This is a genomic window from Aeromonas sp. QDB39 (genome assembly GCF_027707585.1).
Lineage (GTDB): Bacteria > Pseudomonadota > Gammaproteobacteria > Enterobacterales > Aeromonadaceae > Aeromonas > Aeromonas hydrophila.
Window position 1 is genome coordinate 48,683 of sequence record NZ_JAPCIV010000006.1, and the last position, 14,962, is coordinate 63,644.

Here is a 14,962-nt window from a genome sequence, read left to right on the forward strand (position 1 = left end):
AAAAACGCCGCCAGAGGCGGCCTTTTCAGGGCATGTCGGCGACGGTGTCAGGCGGTGGGGCGAGTCTCGAACTGCGGCAGCTCATCGGTGATCTCGTGCCAGGGGGCCTTGGAGCCGACGAAAATGTGAAAGCCGGGCCGCTGGCTCGGCGCCGTGTCGAGAATGCCGAGGCGCAGGTTCAGCTTGCCGCTGCTGCGCTTCTCGCTGAACAGGCTGGAGCCGCAGTGGCGGCAGAAGGCGAGGGTGGTCTCGGGGGATTTCTGGAAGCGGCTGATGGCCTCCTCTCCTCGGGTGATGGTGACGAGCGCACCATCCAGGCCGCCCACCGGGGCGTAATCGGCGCCGGAAAATTTGCGGCACTCGGAACAGTGGCAGTTGCCCAGGTAGTCGAAGCGGTCGGGCAGGCTCAGGGCGACGGCGCCGCACAGGCAGCTGGCGGTCAATGATGTCATCTTGCGGATCCTTGGCTGATGGGTCAGAGCTCCTCGCGATAGAGCGTCTTCTTGCAGCGGGTGCAGATATGCTGGCGCCGGAAATCGGTCTGGTGCACCAGGCCCACATCCAGTTGCTGATGGTGGCCGCAATGAATGCAGAAGATGATGTCGCCATCGATGGCTTCCGGGTGCGCTGCCAGATACTGCTCGCGGGTGGGCAGTTGATCCCACTGCGTGACAAAGGGACTCTTGCGAGTGCCGGTATAGTAGATCCAATAGAACAGCGCGAATACCGAAATAATCAGAAACAGCATCAGGTTATCCAGCATGGCTTACTCCCGTGAGGTCTGCGGTGCAAAGAGGCAAGGGGATGACGTGAGCAGCAGTTGACCGAATGCGATGAGAGGGCCCTTCCGTTGCCGGTCGCGTCGTTGTTGCGCATGCCGGGCAACCGCTGTGCCAGCTAAAGATGTTATCTGTTAGTAAATGCTATATCCATGATCTGGCTCTGGTTTTGGTTGTTCGGCCAGTCCGGGCCCGGTCATGTTGCCCGAGCGGTGACAGGGGATGGCACGGCTGGCGTGGGTGTCGGGCGATGACGGGCCAGCCGATTGGGGGCCATGGTCATTGTGAATTTCGCGACACATTTTACATTTTTTAAACAAATTTTTGGGTGGTTGGACTGTCTCTTTGATCCGGCTCACGTTACAATGCGCCTGCCCACTTCACCTATCGCGCAAACGATTTTCAGGAGAGAAACGGATGTTGAAACGTGACATGACCATTGCCGGCTATGATCCAGAGCTGTGGCAGGCCATCACAGACGAGACCCGTCGTCAGGAAGAGCATATCGAGCTGATTGCGTCCGAGAACTACACCAGCCCCCGTGTCATGGAAGCCCAGGGCTCCCAGCTGACCAACAAGTACGCCGAGGGTTACCCCTCCAAGCGTTACTACGGTGGTTGCGAGTATGTGGATGTGGTTGAAACCCTGGCTATCGAGCGCGCCAAAGAGCTGTTCGGTGCCACCTACGCCAACGTGCAGCCGCACTCCGGCTCCCAGGCCAACAGCGCCGTCTACATGGCTCTGCTGCAGCCGGGCGACACCGTGCTGGGCATGAACCTGGCCCACGGCGGTCACCTGACCCACGGCTCCCCGGTCAACTTCTCCGGCAAGCTGTACAACATCATCCCCTACGGCATCGACGAGTCCGGCAAGATCGACTACGACGACATGGAATGTCAGGCCGTCGAACACAAGCCGAAGATGATGATCGGTGGTTTCTCCGCCTACTCCGGCATCGTCGACTGGGCTCGCATGCGCGAAATCGCCGACAAGGTCGGTGCCTGGCTGTTCGTCGACATGGCCCACGTGGCAGGCCTCATCGCCGCTGGTGTCTACCCGAACCCGGTGCCCCACGCTCACGTGGTCACCTCCACCACCCACAAGACCCTGGCCGGTCCGCGCGGTGGTCTGATCCTCTCCGCCGCTGACGACGAGGAGCTCTACAAGAAGCTCAACTCCGCCGTCTTCCCGGGTGGTCAGGGTGGCCCGCTGATGCACGTCATCGCCGGTAAAGCGGTGGCCTTCAAAGAGGCACTGGAGCCGGAGTTCAAGACCTACCAGGCTCAGGTCGTCAAGAATGCCAAGGCGATGGCAGCGACCTTCATCGAGCGCGGCTACAAGATCGTCTCCGGCGGTACCGACAACCATCTGATGCTGGTTGACCTGATCGGCCGCGAGCTGACCGGCAAAGAGGCCGACGCTGCGCTGGGTAAAGCCAACATCACCGTCAACAAGAACTCCGTGCCCAACGACCCGCGCTCCCCGTTCGTCACCTCCGGTGTGCGGATCGGTACCCCGGCCATCACCCGCCGTGGTTTCAAGGAAGCCGAGTCCATCCAGCTGACCAACTGGATCTGTGACGTGCTGGACAATCACGACAACGATGCCGTGCTGGCCACCGTACGTGAACAGGTGCTGGATATCTGCCGTCGTTTCCCGGTGTATGCCTGATAAGGGCCCTCACCCGGTTTGAGACCAATGCCACCCACGGGTGGCATTGTTTTTTGTGGCGTTTGGCAACACAGGAGGGCCTGATGACGCTGAAGGGCGAAGAGCATAGCGGGCAAGGCAATCTGACCATGGCCAGTGAACAGCAAGACCTGGCGCTGGAGGCGGCGCTCAGGCAGGCGATCCGTGCCCAGTACCACTTTCGCGCTAGCGAACAGGGGCAGCTGGCCTGGGACGTGCGCCGGCTGGTGCGACTGAGCCGCGATCTGCCGGTGCAGGCGGTGGCGCTCGGCGAGATTGCCGAGCTCGATCAGGTGCACTGGTACGGCCATGACGCCGCCCGCCCCACGGTGCGTAGCGTGGTGGAGCACTGCCAGCTGATGATGGCGGCCGATCTCGCCTATCCCATCCTGCTGGACAGCGCCGGCCGGGTGATGGATGGGATGCACCGGGTAGGCAAGGCGTTGCTGCTGGGCCACAGCCATATCGAGGCGCGTCGCTTTGCCGTCGATCCCGCCCCCGATTATCAGGGCTGCGACCCCGATACCCTGCCTTATGACGACTGAGCTCGGTTGATTGGATAATCAGGGTGAACATCGGAAACACTATTTTTCAAGAGATGGATTGCAGGAGATAGCTCAGTGAAGAGAGTGCTAGAGATCCGAAACTATCGGCTCAAAGCCGGGAGTGGAGCGATTTTTCATAAGTTGGTGGCAGAACAGAGTTTGCCTCTACATCGTGAGTGGGGGATGGATGTGGTGAATCACGGACCCTCCCTACATGATCCGGACGTTTATTTTTTGATGCGGGCTTACGATGACCTTGAGGAATTAAATCGTTCACAGGCGGCATTCTATGCCACTGAAGCATGGCGGACAGGTCCGAGAGAAGCCATTGTCGAGTTGATCGAGAGCGACGCCAATACTGTGCTCTGGTTGTCTGATGTCGCCATTGATGCACTCCGTGGTTGCTGATGGCATCTGTCACATCCCTTGTTTCCACGGGCTTTTACCGGTTCCGGATGGCCGTGCTACACTGGCCGGCCTAGCGCCAGCCCCCGGGGCCGGCGCCCTTTTCCGTCAACGCCGGAGGTCCGATGCATTGCCCTTTCTGTAGTGCGGTAGATACCAAGGTGATCGATTCCCGTCTGGTGGCCGAAGGCCATCAGGTGCGCCGCCGTCGCGAATGTCTGCTCTGCCACGAGCGTTTCACCACTTTCGAGATGGCCGAGCTGGTGATGCCCCGCGTCATCAAGTCCAACGGCTCGCGCGAGCCATTCAACGAAGACAAGCTGCGTGCCGGCATCTTGCGGGCGCTGGAGAAGCGGCCGGTGAGCATGGAGGCCATCGAAAAGGCGGTCAACCACATCAAGTCCCGCCTGCGCGCCACCGGCGAGCGCGAAGTCGCCTCCCAGCTGGTGGGCAACCTGGTGATGGACGAGCTCAAGAGCCTGGACAAGGTGGCCTATATCCGCTTTGCCTCCGTCTATCGCAGTTTTGAAGACATTCGCGAGTTCGGCGAAGAGATCGCCAAGCTGGAGAAGTAAGCCTTTCTTCCAAACCAGGTTGCCGCGTTCGATAACGCTGCGCTAATCGAACCTACGATATTGCGTAAGCCTGGATGTGCTGTCAGAGGAGCCCAGATGTTTAGTCAAGACGATTACCAATGGATGAGCCGGGCTCTCGAACTGGCCCGCCGTGGCCGTTACACCACGGCCCCCAACCCTTGCGTCGGCGCCGTGCTGGTGAAGGCCGGCGTGGTGGTGGGAGAGGGCTGGCACCAGCGGGCTGGCGAGCCCCATGCCGAGGTTTATGCCCTGCATGCCGCCGGTGACAACGCCCGCGGCGCCACCGCCTACGTGACCCTGGAACCCTGCTCCCATCACGGCCGCACCCCGCCCTGCGCCGAGGCACTGATCAAGGCCGGGGTGACCCGGGTGGTCGCCGCCATGGTGGACCCCAATCCCCAGGTGGGCGGGCGCGGCCTGCGCATGCTCTCCGAGGCCGGCATCAAGACCGACTTCGGCCTGCTGGCAAGCGAAGCCGAGGCGCTCAACCCGGGCTTTTTCAAGCGGATGCGTACCGCGTTTCCGCAGGTGACGGTCAAGCTCGGCGCCAGCCTGGATGGTCGCACCGCCATGGCGAGCGGCGAGAGCCAGTGGATCACCTCCCCGGAGGCGCGTCGCGACGTGCAGCGGCTGCGGGCTCGCCACGATGCGGTGCTCTCCAGCGCTGAGACGGTGCTGGCGGATAACGCCTCCCTCACCGTGCGCTGGGACGAGCTGCCTGCCTCGGTCAAGGCCGCTTATCCCAAAGAGACCCTGCGCCAGCCGCTGCGGGTCATCGTCGATTCGCAAAACCGGCTCACCCCGGATCTGCCGCTGTTCCAGAGCGATGGCCCGGTACTGCTGGCTCGCCACAAGGCATCCGGTGAGTGGCCCGCCTGGGTGCAGCAGCTGGAAGTACCGCTGCTGGACGGCAAGCTGGATCTGGTCAGCCTGTTCATGCTGCTGGCCAAGCAGAACGTCAACGCTGTGCTGGTGGAAACTGGGCCGCGGCTGTGCGGCGCCCTGCTGGACAAGGGGCTGGTGGACGAGCTGGTGCTCTATCAGGCGCCCAAACTGATGGGGGATGAGGGGCGCGGCCTGTTCCACCTGCCGGGGCTGACCCGGCTGTTCCAGGCGCCCAAGCTCAACATCAAGGATGTGCGCATGGTGGGGCCGGATATCCGCATTACGGCCAGACTGGCCTGATTTATCAATGTTAAAGGGGGCGGTGTCGCCCCCGTCATCAGCAAGGTGATCTGCATGTTTACCGGAATTATCGAAGCGGTGGGAACCCTGGCCGAGCTGCGCCGCCAGGGTGAGGACATGGCCCTCACCGTGCACGCACCGACTCTGGACTTCAGCGACGTCAAGCTGGGCGATTCCATCTCCACCAACGGTGTCTGCCTCACCGTGATTGCGCTCGGCGACAAGAGCTATACCGCCGACGTGTCGCTGGAAACCCTCTCCCGCACCGGTTTCGCCACCGCCAGGGTGGGGGATCGGGTCAACCTCGAGAAGGCGTTGATGCCCACTTCCCGCCTCGGTGGCCATCTGGTGTCCGGTCATGTGGACGGCATCGGCGAGGTGAAGAGCAAGTCCGCCAGCGGCCGCGCCATCGAGTACTGGATCAAGGCACCGGGCGAACTCTCCCGCTACATCGCCGAGAAGGGCTCGATCGCGGTGGACGGCATCAGCCTCACCGTCAACGCCGTGCAGGGGGATCTGTTCCGGCTGACCATAGTGCCCCACACCGCCCAGGAGACCACCATCGCCCAGTGGAAACCTGGCTACAGGGTCAATCTCGAGGTGGATCAGATTGCCCGCTATCTGGAGCGGCTGATGACGGGCAAGCGCGAGGAGAGCAACGCCTCCACCCTGACCCTGGAAAAGCTGGCCCAGTCCGGTTTCCTGTGATGGTCCCTCGGCGGGAAAAACGCTTTTCTGTGATCCCGCGCCGATTGAAATGGGGCCCCCTGTGCCCCATCTAGAGCACAATAGGCAGTATCAAGCCGAGCCGACTGGCTCAATCCCCGCAGCATGTTGATGGAGTAGCCCATGGCGCTAAGCACGACCCAGGAAATCATTGCCGATATCAAGGCTGGCAAGATGGTGATCCTGATGGATGACGAAGACAGGGAGAACGAAGGGGACCTCATCATGGCCGCCTCCTGTGTCCGCCCGGAAGATATCAACTTCATGGCCCGTTACGGCCGGGGGCTCATCTGTCTGACCTTGACCCGGGATCGCTGCAAGCAGCTGGCGCTGCCGCTGATGGTCGATCGCAACAATGCCCAGTTCTCCACCGCCTTTACCGTGACCATCGAAGCGGCCGAAGGGGTAACCACCGGCATCTCCGCCGCCGACCGCGCCGTCACCGTGCAGGCTGCTGTCGCACCGAACGCCAAGGCCGCCGATCTGGTGCAGCCCGGCCACATCTTCCCGCTGATGGCGCAGGACGGTGGCGTGCTGACCCGCGCCGGTCACACCGAGGCCGGTTGCGATCTGGCCCGGCTGGCGGGTTACGAGCCGGCGTCCGTCATCGTCGAGATCCTCAACGAAGATGGCACCATGGCGCGCCGCCCTGATCTGGAGCTGTTCGCCGAGCAGCACGGCATCAAGCTCGGTACCATCGCCGACCTCATCGAATACCGCAATCAGCACGAGACCACGGTAGAGAAGGTGGCCGAGTGCAAGCTGCCCACCGAGTTTGGCGAGTTCGACCTCATCACCTTCCGCGACACCATCGACAACCAGGTGCACTTCGCCCTGAAAAAGGGTGAGGTACAGGCCGAGCAGCCGACCCTGGTGCGAGTCCATCTGCACGACGTGCTGAGCGATCTGCTGCTGACCGATCGCCATAGCGCCCGCAGCTGGCCGCTGCCCAAATCCATGGCCCGCATCGCCGATGAAGGCGGAGTGCTGGTGATCCTGGGAGCGGAAGCTCACGGCGCCGAGCTGCTGGCCCGGGTCAAGGGGTTCGAGGCGGCGGACAAGGGGCTGGCACCGGAAGGGGCCAAGTGGCAGGGTACCTCGCGCCGGGTCGGCGTCGGTTCCCAGATCCTCAAGGCGCTGGGCGTCGGCAAGATGCGCCTGTTGAGCTCACCGAAGAAGTATCATGCCCTCGGCGGTTTCGGCCTGGAAGTGGTGGAGTACGTCGGCGAATAAGCCTGATGTGATGAAATGAATATGAAGTAAGGGATGACATCGGTCATCCCTTGTTGTTTTGCCTCAGCGGCGCCGGCGCAACCAGGCCAGCGGCAGCAGCAACAGGGCTGCGAATCCGGTGGCGCCACCACCGCCACTGCTTGAAGTGGTCGTCGTGGTGGTATCCGGAGTCTTGGTGGGCTCGCTGGTGAGACTGATCAGGGCCCCTTCAAGACGCTGGCTCGCCCCCTGTTCATTGGTGGCGGTGAGTTCAACGCCCTGCACGCGAAGGGTACCGACAGTATTGTTGCCATCGGCGCGAAGGCGCAGGGTGCAGGTTTGACCCGCTTCCAGACGGGCGGCGCAGCCGTTGCTCATGGCGGGGGCGTCGCTGTAGATGCCGCTCAGGGTGACCGCCTGGTTGCTGCGGTTGGCCAGCAGGTAGTCGGCCCAGCCACTGGTGCCTGAAGGCAGGATCAGGCCGCGGACCGTGGTCAGGGTGACGCCTTGCTGCTGCTCGGCGATCCAGTCACTGAAGGCGGGGGCGTAGACATAGCCACCGGCGCTGCCGGTGGCGCAGGGGAAGGCCCCGTAGCTGGTCACGCCGACCAGTTGTCCACCATAAGTGAGCGGACCACCGCTGTCGCCTTTGCAGGTGTCCTGACCGGCCAGCTTGCCGGCGAAGATATGGGTCGTGGTCGGGTCACCGTACCAGAAGTCCCGGTCTCCCCGATAGGCGAGATCCACCGCCAGCAGCTGCTGGCTGGCTTTGGTCGCGCTGGGGTCGATGCCACCGTACCCCAGGGCATGCAGCATGGTCGTGTTCTGCTGCCAGGTATCCTTGATGACGGGGTCGGCGATGGCGATCGGTGCCTGGGTAACGGGCGTGGCAAGGTGCAGCAGGGCCACGTCCGAGGCGTTCGGGGTGTCGCGATAACCCAGATTGATCAGCAGGTTGACGTAATACTCCGGGTGCATCAGCACCTGGTCGACCTTGCTGCGAAGGTGAGGGCGGCTGAGATCACTCACCCCGATGGCCACTTCCATGGGGCCGGACTGGGCCTCTGCGACGCAGTGCGCAGCGGTGAGTACCCACTGCTTGTCGATGAGGGTGCCGCCGCAGAAATTGCTCCAATTGCCGTTGACGACTTCGCCGACGGCCACCATCCAGCTGGGGGCTGTCACGGCGCTGCCGCCGATGATGCGCGGGCTGCCCGCATCGGCCTGAGCAGCCAGCGGCAGCAGGCAGGCGAGTGCGACGCCACTGCGTTTGAAATCCAACATACTGAACTCCTTGGTGTTATTATTTTAACCCGTAGTAGGGTGGCGTATTATTATCAGGTCGGATCAGTTAAGCAAAAAGTCAATTGCGCTGTCGTTGCCAGAATTGTGATGCATGTTTTTGTCCGATTCCCCTTTGTGCTAGAATGTGCGCACTTTTGACTCCGGCCCCTTTTGATTGCACAGAGACAGGATTTCCCATGAAGGTTATCGAAGGAAATATCGCCGCTCCTGAGGCGCGCGTTGCTATTGTCGTTGCCCGTTTCAACAGCTTCATCAACGAAAGCCTGGTGGACGGTGCGGTAGACGTACTGAAGCGTCAAGGTCAAGTCCAGGACAGCAACCTGACCCTGGTGCGAGTGCCGGGCGCAGTCGAAATCCCCCTGGCCATCAAGAAGCTGGCCAAGAGTGGTCAATATGACGCCATCGTGGCGCTGGGCACCGTCATCCGTGGCGGTACCTATCACTTCGATCTGGTGGCAAACGAGAACAGCAAGGGCATGGCCCAGGTAATGATGGAATATGAAATTCCGGTTGCCTTCGGCGTACTGACCACTGAAAACATTGAACAAGCCATCGAGCGTGCCGGTACCAAGGCGGGTAACAAGGGTGCAGAGGCAGCATTGAGCGCGCTCGAAATGATCAACGTCCTGAAACAGCTGGACGTGTAACGAGGAGAAATGCATTGAAACCGTCCGAGCGCCGCAAGGCCCGCCATTGTGCCACCCAGGCCATCTACCAGTGGCAGATGACCAAGGCCAACGTGGGCGACATCGAAGAGCAGTTCAAGATCGATCAGGACACCAAGGGTGTGGACCTGAACTACTTCCGCGATCTGCTGTTCGGAGTAGCCCTCCACTGCAACGAGCTGGACAAGGTCTTCGCACCTTTCCTCTCCCGTCCGCTGGAAGAAGTGGACATGGTGGACAAGGCGATCCTGCGTCTGGCGACCTATGAGCTGACCCGTCGTGATGATGTGCCGCCGCGCGTGGCCATCAACGAAGCGATCGAGCTGGCTAAATCCTTTGCTGCCGATGACAGCCACAAGTTTGTCAACGGTGTACTGGACAAGGTGATCAAGTCGCTGAACAAGCGTTGATCCTGCTGTCCGTCAACAGCATCTAAGAGAGGAGCCAGCTTATTGCTGGCTTTTTACTGTATGGGTGAATTCGAGCTGATTGATAAGTACTTCAAGGTCCCCCACGCCCGCAAGGACGTGGTGATGGGCCCTGGAGATGATTGTGCCCTGCTGACCCTGCCCCCCGACACCCAGCTGGCGGTGAGCACGGATACCCTGGTGAGCGGCGTCCACTTCTTTCCCGACATGGATCCGGTGGATCTGGGCTACAAGGCGCTGGCGGTCAATCTCTCCGATCTGGCTGCCATGGGTGCCGAGCCGCGCTGGGTCTCACTGGCGCTGACCCTGCCCACCATCAACGAGGCCTGGGTAGCCGGTTTTGCCGAAGGGTTCCTGGAGCTCGCCGAATACTACAACGTGGCGCTGGTGGGCGGCGACATGACCCGCGGCCCGCTCTCCATCACGGTATCGGTGAAAGGGTCGGTGCCGGCTGGCCGTGCCCTGCTGCGCAGCGGCGCCAAGGCAGGGGACGGAGTCTATGTGACCGGCACCCTGGGCGATGCCGCCCTGGCGCTCTCCCATCTGCTGGCCAAGCGAACCCTCAACGAGAACCAGCTGGCGGCCGTGCTGCCGCGCCTCGACCATCCCCATCCCCGCATTCTGGCCGGACAGGCCCTGCGCGGGCTGGCTGGCAGCGCGCTGGATCTCTCCGACGGGTTGGCCTCGGATCTCGGCCATATCCTCAAGGCCTCCGGCGTGCGGGCCCAGATCGATCTCGATCTGCTGCCGCTCTCGCCGGTGCTGCAGGATGCGGTGAGCGAACAGGATGCCTGGCAGCTGGCACTGGCCGGTGGCGATGACTACGAGCTCTGTTTCACCGTGCCGGAGGAGCATCGCGGCGCGCTGGACACGGCGCTGGCCAACTGCGGCGTCAAGTTTACCCGCATCGGCCGCATCGTTGCCGGCGAACCGGGTATCGACTATCTGCGGGGCGAACAAACGGTGGCGCTGGAACTGAAAGGGTGGGACCACTTCGCATGAGTCTGTTGATGATAAAGCCCGAGCTGAAGCGGCTGAACCTGAAGCATCCGCTGCACTTTCTGGCGGTGGGCTTTGGCTCCGGCCTCTCGCCCAAGGCGCCGGGCACCATGGGGACGCTCGCCGCCATCCCCCTTTACCTGCTGGTGAGCGGTCTGTCGACGCCCTGGTTCATCGCACTGCTGATAGTGGGCTTCGTGGCGGGCATCCGCATCTGCCAGAGCGCCACCGATGCCATCGGCATGCCGGATCACGGCGCCATTGTCTGGGACGAGGTGATCGGTTTTGGGGTCACCATGATAGCGGCCCCGGCCGGCTGGGAGTGGGTGCTGGCCGGCTTCGTGCTGTTCCGGTTGTTCGACATCCTCAAGCCCTGGCCCATCTCCTGGTTCGACCGCCGCATCCATGGCGGCCTCGGCATCATGCTGGACGATCTCATCGCCGGCCTGTTCGCCCTGTTTTGTATGCAATCACTGGCATACTGGCTGGGTTGAGGGTGACAGCAAGGGGGAGCACCATGCTGGCATCCCCCTATATATCTCTGTTTAGTTTTCATTCATCGGCATATGCTGCCGTTAAAAAATCATTTCACATAAATATTCACTACTCATTCGAAGCTTAAGACTATTGTGTCAATAGTGAATATTCCCGCCTGTTACGCCATTGTTGAAAGTAAAAGCACTAGCTAGGCATTTTGTCGGTCACATAGTCTGTATATGTGATAGTAGTCATGATTTATGACTACTGACTTGGCTGCTAACTGAGCAAAGTATTGCGAAATTGTATAACCCGATCATTTACACTCGCCGCCAAACCGTCTAAGTTACTCGCGGGTTATTCCAAAAAAATGCAAAAAACCCGCCCGGATCGCTGGTTTCGTTGTCTCATGGATTGAGCGTTTTGCAGTCATATCAAGCACTCAAGATCACCCCAAGGCACGACCGGCATCTGCGGCCGATTTACGGACGAATTATTTGGGACGGATGTCCCCCGCAGAGGTAAACATGTCCTTGCTCGAAGTGAAAAACTTGCGGATCGAGTACCCCTCCCGCTACGGGGTGCTGGCCGCAGTGAAGGATCTCTCTTTTTCCGTTGAAAAGGGGGAGATAGTCGGTGTGGTAGGCGAGTCCGGTGCCGGCAAGTCCACCATAGGCAACGCCGTCATCGACCTGCTGAGCCCCCCTGGCCGTATCGCCCGTGGCGACATCTATCTCAATGGCGAACTCATCTCCGGCAAGAGCCAGAACGAGATGCGGGCCATTCGAGGGTCGCGTATCGGCTTCATCTTCCAGGACCCCATGACCTCCCTCAACCCGCTGTTCACCGTCGAACGGCAGCTGGTTGAAACCATTCTGGCCAATACCGACCTTACTCGTGAGGCTGCGTTTGCCAAGGCGCTTTCCCTGATGGCGGCGGTGGGGATCCCGCAGCCTGAGCTGCGCATCAAGCAGTATCCTCACCAGTTCTCCGGCGGCATGCGCCAGCGGGTGGTGATTGCCATCGCCCTCTCCGGCGATCCCGAGCTCATCATCGCCGACGAGCCGACCACGGCGCTGGACGTCTCCATTCAGGATCAGATCCTCCAGCTCATCCGCAACCTCTGTAAAGAGCGGCAGGTGGGCTGCATGCTGGTGACTCACGACATGGGTGTGGTGTCCAACGTCACCGACAAGGTAGCGGTCATGTATCGCGGCGATCTGGTGGAGTTCGGTACCACCGAACAGGTGCTGGGTCGCCCCAATCACCCCTATACCCGCAGCCTCATCTCGGCGGTGCCCCGCTCGGATGTGAAGCTGGTGCGTTTCCCGCTGGTCTCCTATATCGAGGACGCCGGTGCGGCGGATACCAGCATCGATCTCAAGACCCACTGGCTCGGCCAGAGTCAGGACGAGCGCGCCTATGAAGGGGCGTTGCTGCGGGTGGAGAACGTGGATCTGAAGTTCGTCACCAAGGATTCCCTGTTCCCGAGCCGCCGCCAGTACGTGCGGGCTTGCAACAACATCAGCTTCGAGATCTTCGAGGGTGAAACCTTCGGCCTGGTGGGGGAGTCTGGCTCCGGCAAGTCGACCATCGCCCGTGCCATCACCGGCCTCTATCCGCCAGATACCGGCAAGATCTTCTTTGAGGGGATCGATCTGACCGCGCTCAAGGGCGAGCATGAGCGGCGCCCGCTGCGTCGCCAGATGCAGATGGTGTTCCAGAACCCCTACTCCTCGATGAACCCGCGCATGAAGGTGCGCGACATCATCGCAGAGCCGATCCGCTTTCATAAGCTGGCGGGCAGCGAGAGCCAGATCGAGGGGATCGTGGGGGATCTGCTGGATCACGTCGGCCTTGGCCGCGGTGCCGGGGTCAAGTATCCCCACGAATTCTCCGGTGGCCAGCGTCAGCGCATCTCCATTGCCCGCGCCCTGGCGACCCGGCCACGCTTCCTCATCTGCGACGAGCCCACTTCGGCGCTGGATGTGTCGGTGCAGGCCCAGATCCTCAACCTGCTCAAGGATCTGCAGCAGGAGCTTGGCCTCACCATGCTGTTCATCAGTCACGATCTGCCGGTGATCCGCCAGATGTGCGATCGCATCGGGGTGATGCAGCACGGTCATCTGGTGGAAGTGGCGGAGACCGAGAAACTCTTTACCAATGCCGAGCATGAGTACAGCCGCAAGCTGATCTCCCTCATGCCGGAGTTCAAGGGAATGTCCCGCGAGGGGCTGGAAATCGCAAGCTAGGAAAGGGGCGGCCCGCCGCTCTGCTTGTCAAAAAAAGTGTCAATAAAAAGCCAAAAGCATGGAGAAAGACATGAAGAAAGGATTATCCAAGATTGCCCTGGCGCTGTTTGCCGCCGGTTTCGCTTTTAACGTTTCCGCCGTCGACATCAAGGTCGCTGTCGCCTCCGACGCCACCTCGCTGGACCCGCAGGAGCAGCTTTCCGGTCAGACCCTGGAGATGTCCCACCTGGTGTTCGATCCGCTGATGCGTTACACCCAGGACCTGAAATTCGAGCCGCGTCTGGCCGAGAAGTATGAGCGCATCGACGACAAGACCGTGCGCTTCTTCCTGCGCAAGGGCGTCAAGTTCCACTCCGGCAACGACTTCACCGCCGATGACGTGGTGTGGACCGTCAACCGTCTGAAGTCCTCCGTCGACTTCAAGGCCATCTTCGACCCCATCGCCGAAGTGAAGAAGGTCGATGAGTACACCGTCGATCTCGTCACCGCCAAGCCTTTCCCGCTGGTGCTGCAGACCGTCACCTATATCTTCCCGATGGACTCCAAGTTCTATACCGGCAAGACCGAAGCCGGCAAAGACAAGGCCGAGATCGTCAAGAACGGCGACTCCTACGCATCTACCCACGTCTCCGGTACCGGTCCGTTCAGCGTCAAGTTCCGCGAGCAGGGCGTGAAGCTGGAGTACACCCGCAACGCCAACTACTGGGACAAGGCCTCCAAGGGCAACGTCGACAACCTGACCGTGGTGCCCATCAAGGAAGACGCCACCCGCGTGGCGGCCCTGCTGGGTGGCGATGTGGACGTGATCTACCCGGTTGCGCCGAACGATCTGGAGCGCGTGAAGAACGGCAAGGACACCCAGCTGGTGACCCTGTCCGGTACCCGCGCCATCATCATCGAGCTGAACCAGAACACCAACCCGGCGCTGAAAGACAAGCGCGTGCGTCAGGCGATCAACTACGCCATCAACCAGGTGGGCATCGTCGAGAAGATCAACAAAGGCTTCGGTACCCCTGCCGGCCAGCTGAGCCCGAAAGGCTATGCCGGTCACAATGAGGCGCTCAAGCCCCAGTATGATCTGGCCAAGGCCAAGCAGCTGATGAAGGAAGCCGGCTATGAGCAGGGCTTCAAGATGAGCTTTATCTCCCCGGCTGCCCGCTACGTCAACGACGTCAAGATTGCCCAGGCCGTCTCCGCCATGCTGGCCAAGATCAACATCAAGGTGGATCTGAAGACCATGCCGGTGGCCCAGTACTGGCCTGAGTTTGACAAGTGCGCCGCTGACATGCAGCTGATCGGCTGGCACTCCGACACCGAAGACAGTGCGAACTTCTTCGAGTTCCTGACCTTCACCAAGGATGCCAAGACCGGCATGGGTCAGTACAACTGCGCCGGTTATGCCAATGCCGAGGCTGACAAGCTGGTCGAGCAGGCCAACGCCGAGACCGATCCGGCCAAGCGTGCCGAGATGCTGAAGAAGGTCGAAGCCATGCTGATCGACGACGCTGCCTATGTGCCGCTGCACTGGGAAGATTTGGCCTACGGCGCCAAGAAGAACGCCGATATCAAGCCGGTGGTCAACGTGATGAACTTCCCTTACTTCGGCGACCTGGTGGTCGGCAAGTAAGCGAAGGTTGCAAGGAAGGACGGGGCGGGGTGGTCAGCCGGCCACCCCGCCTGCTAACAGAAGCCTGTGCCA

General features: G+C 61.1%; 16 protein-coding genes. 13 read left to right on the plus strand and 3 right to left on the minus strand.

What is annotated here, in order from left to right:
• Positions 1-47: 47 nt before the first annotated feature.
• Both PG899_RS04960 and PG899_RS04965 read right to left on the minus strand, forming a co-directional pair.
• Positions 48-452: a GFA family protein gene (locus tag PG899_RS04960; RefSeq protein ID WP_024944278.1), complete on the minus strand. Its 405-nt coding sequence runs from the start codon at positions 450-452 to the stop codon at positions 48-50.
• A 23-nt stretch (positions 453-475) separates the two neighbouring features.
• The gene (locus PG899_RS04965) at positions 476-763 is read right to left on the minus strand and encodes a hypothetical protein (RefSeq protein WP_017409302.1); all 288 of its coding nucleotides are present in this window, start codon (positions 761-763) and stop codon (positions 476-478) included.
• Positions 764-1,196: 433 nt separating this feature from the next.
• Here PG899_RS04965 and glyA point away from each other — a divergent pair, with 433 nt between their 5' ends.
• The 7 genes from glyA to ribBA all read left to right on the plus strand — a co-directional run bounded on the left by glyA (position 1,197) and on the right by ribBA (position 7,158).
• Positions 1,197-2,450 carry a serine hydroxymethyltransferase gene (gene glyA / locus PG899_RS04970; RefSeq protein ID WP_077095629.1) on the plus strand — a complete coding sequence of 418 codons (1,254 nt, stop codon included), beginning with the start codon at positions 1,197-1,199 and terminating at the stop codon, positions 2,448-2,450.
• An 83-nt stretch (positions 2,451-2,533) separates the two neighbouring features.
• The gene (locus PG899_RS04975; RefSeq protein WP_405688210.1) at positions 2,534-3,013 is read left to right on the plus strand and encodes a hypothetical protein; all 480 of its coding nucleotides are present in this window, start codon (positions 2,534-2,536) and stop codon (positions 3,011-3,013) included.
• Between the two features lie 75 nt (positions 3,014-3,088).
• Positions 3,089-3,421, plus strand: coding sequence for an NIPSNAP family protein (locus PG899_RS04980; RefSeq protein ID WP_103828432.1), 333 nt, complete (start codon positions 3,089-3,091; stop codon positions 3,419-3,421).
• A gap of 122 nt (positions 3,422-3,543) precedes the next feature.
• Positions 3,544-3,993 (plus strand): transcriptional regulator NrdR, encoded by a 450-nt coding sequence (nrdR, locus tag PG899_RS04985; RefSeq protein ID WP_010675395.1) that lies wholly within the window; start codon positions 3,544-3,546, stop codon positions 3,991-3,993.
• A gap of 96 nt (positions 3,994-4,089) precedes the next feature.
• A complete protein-coding gene (gene ribD / locus PG899_RS04990) occupies positions 4,090-5,199 on the plus strand; it encodes a bifunctional diaminohydroxyphosphoribosylaminopyrimidine deaminase/5-amino-6-(5-phosphoribosylamino)uracil reductase RibD (protein WP_190283863.1) in 1,110 nt (369 codons plus the stop codon).
• 54 nt (positions 5,200-5,253) lie between these two features.
• Positions 5,254-5,907, plus strand: a complete 654-nt coding sequence (locus PG899_RS04995) for a riboflavin synthase (RefSeq protein WP_190283864.1) — start codon at positions 5,254-5,256, stop codon at positions 5,905-5,907.
• Positions 5,908-6,048: 141 nt separating this feature from the next.
• Positions 6,049-7,158 (plus strand): bifunctional 3,4-dihydroxy-2-butanone-4-phosphate synthase/GTP cyclohydrolase II, encoded by a 1,110-nt coding sequence (gene ribBA, locus PG899_RS05000; protein WP_016351734.1) that lies wholly within the window; start codon positions 6,049-6,051, stop codon positions 7,156-7,158.
• A 63-nt stretch (positions 7,159-7,221) separates the two neighbouring features.
• On the opposite strand, the gene PG899_RS05005 is transcribed toward ribBA, so the two are convergent.
• On the minus strand, positions 7,222-8,421 hold the full coding sequence (locus PG899_RS05005; RefSeq protein WP_190283865.1) for a S1 family peptidase: 1,200 nt from the start codon (positions 8,419-8,421) through the stop codon (positions 7,222-7,224).
• Positions 8,422-8,618: 197 nt separating this feature from the next.
• Between PG899_RS05005 and ribH the strand changes: the two genes are divergently transcribed.
• The 6 genes from ribH to PG899_RS05035 all read left to right on the plus strand — a co-directional run bounded on the left by ribH (position 8,619) and on the right by PG899_RS05035 (position 14,890).
• Positions 8,619-9,089 (plus strand): 6,7-dimethyl-8-ribityllumazine synthase, encoded by a 471-nt coding sequence (gene ribH / locus PG899_RS05010; RefSeq protein ID WP_016351731.1) that lies wholly within the window; start codon positions 8,619-8,621, stop codon positions 9,087-9,089.
• 14 nt (positions 9,090-9,103) lie between these two features.
• Positions 9,104-9,517: a transcription antitermination factor NusB gene (gene nusB, locus PG899_RS05015; RefSeq protein WP_011707095.1), complete on the plus strand. Its 414-nt coding sequence runs from the start codon at positions 9,104-9,106 to the stop codon at positions 9,515-9,517.
• Between the two features lie 60 nt (positions 9,518-9,577).
• On the plus strand, positions 9,578-10,537 hold the full coding sequence (gene thiL, locus PG899_RS05020) for a thiamine-phosphate kinase (protein ID WP_029299287.1): 960 nt from the start codon (positions 9,578-9,580) through the stop codon (positions 10,535-10,537).
• Positions 10,534-11,028: a phosphatidylglycerophosphatase A family protein gene (locus tag PG899_RS05025; RefSeq protein WP_045789154.1), complete on the plus strand. Its 495-nt coding sequence runs from the start codon at positions 10,534-10,536 to the stop codon at positions 11,026-11,028. Before thiL ends, PG899_RS05025 begins: the two co-directional genes overlap by 4 nt.
• 510 nt (positions 11,029-11,538) lie before the next feature.
• Positions 11,539-13,263, plus strand: a complete 1,725-nt coding sequence (locus PG899_RS05030; RefSeq protein ID WP_011707092.1) for a dipeptide ABC transporter ATP-binding protein — start codon at positions 11,539-11,541, stop codon at positions 13,261-13,263.
• Positions 13,264-13,333: 70 nt separating this feature from the next.
• A complete protein-coding gene (locus tag PG899_RS05035) occupies positions 13,334-14,890 on the plus strand; it encodes an ABC transporter substrate-binding protein (protein ID WP_011707091.1) in 1,557 nt (518 codons plus the stop codon).
• Positions 14,891-14,962: the final 72 nt, after the last annotated feature.

Bases quoted from the DNA above. Each gene is read 5' to 3' on its own strand.
- PG899_RS04960 (WP_024944278.1), bottom strand. From the start codon at position 452: ATGACATCATTGACCGCCAGCTGCCTGTGCGGCGCCGTCGCCCTGAGC.
- PG899_RS04965 (WP_017409302.1), bottom strand. From the start codon at position 763: ATGCTGGATAACCTGATGCTGTTTCTGATTATTTCGGTATTCGCGCTG.
- glyA (WP_077095629.1), top strand. From the start codon at position 1,197: ATGTTGAAACGTGACATGACCATTGCCGGCTATGATCCAGAGCTGTGG.
- PG899_RS04975 (WP_405688210.1), top strand. From the start codon at position 2,534: ATGACGCTGAAGGGCGAAGAGCATAGCGGGCAAGGCAATCTGACCATG.
- nrdR (WP_010675395.1), top strand. From the start codon at position 3,544: ATGCATTGCCCTTTCTGTAGTGCGGTAGATACCAAGGTGATCGATTCC.
- ribD (WP_190283863.1), top strand. From the start codon at position 4,090: ATGTTTAGTCAAGACGATTACCAATGGATGAGCCGGGCTCTCGAACTG.
- PG899_RS04995 (WP_190283864.1), top strand. From the start codon at position 5,254: ATGTTTACCGGAATTATCGAAGCGGTGGGAACCCTGGCCGAGCTGCGC.
- ribBA (WP_016351734.1), top strand. From the start codon at position 6,049: ATGGCGCTAAGCACGACCCAGGAAATCATTGCCGATATCAAGGCTGGC.
- PG899_RS05005 (WP_190283865.1), bottom strand. From the start codon at position 8,421: ATGTTGGATTTCAAACGCAGTGGCGTCGCACTCGCCTGCCTGCTGCCG.
- ribH (WP_016351731.1), top strand. From the start codon at position 8,619: ATGAAGGTTATCGAAGGAAATATCGCCGCTCCTGAGGCGCGCGTTGCT.
- thiL (WP_029299287.1), top strand. From the start codon at position 9,578: ATGGGTGAATTCGAGCTGATTGATAAGTACTTCAAGGTCCCCCACGCC.
- PG899_RS05025 (WP_045789154.1), top strand. From the start codon at position 10,534: ATGAGTCTGTTGATGATAAAGCCCGAGCTGAAGCGGCTGAACCTGAAG.
- PG899_RS05030 (WP_011707092.1), top strand. From the start codon at position 11,539: ATGTCCTTGCTCGAAGTGAAAAACTTGCGGATCGAGTACCCCTCCCGC.
- PG899_RS05035 (WP_011707091.1), top strand. From the start codon at position 13,334: ATGAAGAAAGGATTATCCAAGATTGCCCTGGCGCTGTTTGCCGCCGGT.